Raw genomic sequence first — 1,456 nt, forward strand, 5'->3', positions numbered from 1 at the left:
CAAGCACAGGCGCAAGCTCAAAATCAAAATCAAACAACCAGCACAGAACAAAGCAATGCGAATACTAATACACCGAAACTATCCAATTTATCAACTGACGGCAAGGCGTGGTTTATTCATCCTGTGGCGATGGTGGATTATTTTAATGTTACAGAAAATAAGAAAACAGAAACTTGGGATAGTGTGACAAATTCAAGAATTACGTTATTACACCCAAGAATTCGTCAAAATGCGGTAGATTTTATCAACGATGTAGAAGAACAATTTGGAATACAATTAAGAGTTACGACAGGACTTAGAACTATTGATGAACAAAATCGCCTTTATGAGCAAGGTCGTACAACATCTGGAAATATAGTTACTTGGGTTAGAGGAGGATATAGTTACCATAATTATGGATTAGCAATAGATGTTATAGAGATCAAAGATAAGAAAGTTAATTGGGACGAAAACGTTCTAATCAGAATATCCTCTGTAGGTATAAGAAATGGTTTTTCTTGGGGCGGTAATTGGAAAAAACAAAAAGATTATCCTCATTTTGAAATTACTTTTGGTTATAAAGCATCGGAATTATTAGAAAAATATAATAAAGGAGAATTAGATAATGAAGGGTATATTATATTTGATTAGCATTAACATTTTATGCGTATCATTCGGATTAAAAGCTGAAGAGATAACACTTGAATCTTTACATGCGACAGAAGGTGTAGTGTTAAATTGTATGAAAAAGCAACTTAATCTTAGAATTTATGGTGAAACATACCGTTCAAAAATTGTTGTTAGTAAAAGAAAGGATTTATTTGAAGTATTATCAAACACTGAATACTACAATATACCAATTGGTTATCATGATGAAAATTTAAAATCTGAAATCGTTTTTACTGTTGAAAATAAATATTTTATTAAAAATAAAGAAATTATTTCTGCTGTATCTCTTGATTCTATGTATAAAAAAAATGCTAATGATGATTTATCAATTTTATCAGATGCAATAAGTGAGGCTCATGAAAATAAAAAATGTTTATCATGGAATTTTTAGTGAATCATTAATGATATACGTGATTTATTGTAAAACTTATCAGATAACAATAAAACATAGAACGAGTAGTGAGCATCAATGAAGTTTACTGGAGCATGACGGCTTGATAGCGATAGAAGATGAAAAAACAAAATGGGCCCAAGTGACGGCACTGGATGAGCAAACGCTACCAATACAAGGTTGGGTGAATATAAAAGACAATGCACAAGCGCATATCAAACGGCGTAGTCCATGGCACTGGCCTGGTTTTGAAACGATAGAAGAAAAAGCCACGGTAGGTGAATTATCAGATAAGGTTGGCAAGAATAAAGTAGCTAAATTGGATTTAGCCGATTACACGCCAGCGATGCGGGCATTACACCAAATCTTAACGGGCACACTGATTTATTCAACTCAACGAAAAAAAGACCTACCGCC

Annotated in this window: 3 protein-coding genes; all 3 read left to right on the top strand. The window is 33.0% G+C overall.

Going from position 1 to position 1,456, the window contains the following annotated elements; genetic code table 11:
• A partial coding sequence (locus B9N71_RS12645; protein WP_143422170.1) for a M15 family metallopeptidase occupies positions 1–630 on the top strand: 630 nt, incomplete at its 5' end.
• A complete protein-coding gene (locus B9N71_RS12650; protein ID WP_085166149.1) occupies positions 605–1,039 on the top strand; it encodes a hypothetical protein in 435 nt (144 codons plus the stop codon). The genes B9N71_RS12645 and B9N71_RS12650, both read left to right, overlap by 26 nt.
• 103 nt (positions 1,040–1,142) lie before the next feature.
• On the top strand, positions 1,143–1,456 hold a 314-nt coding region (locus B9N71_RS12655), incomplete at its 3' end, for a hypothetical protein (RefSeq protein ID WP_143422171.1).

The organism is Gilliamella bombi (assembly GCF_900103255.1).
Taxonomy (GTDB): Bacteria; Pseudomonadota; Gammaproteobacteria; order Enterobacterales; family Orbaceae; genus Gilliamella; species Gilliamella bombi.

Excerpts from the sequence above, each read along its gene's own strand:
- B9N71_RS12650 (WP_085166149.1), top strand. The coding sequence starts at position 605 with ATGAAGGGTATATTATATTTGATTAGCATTAACATTTTATGCGTATCA.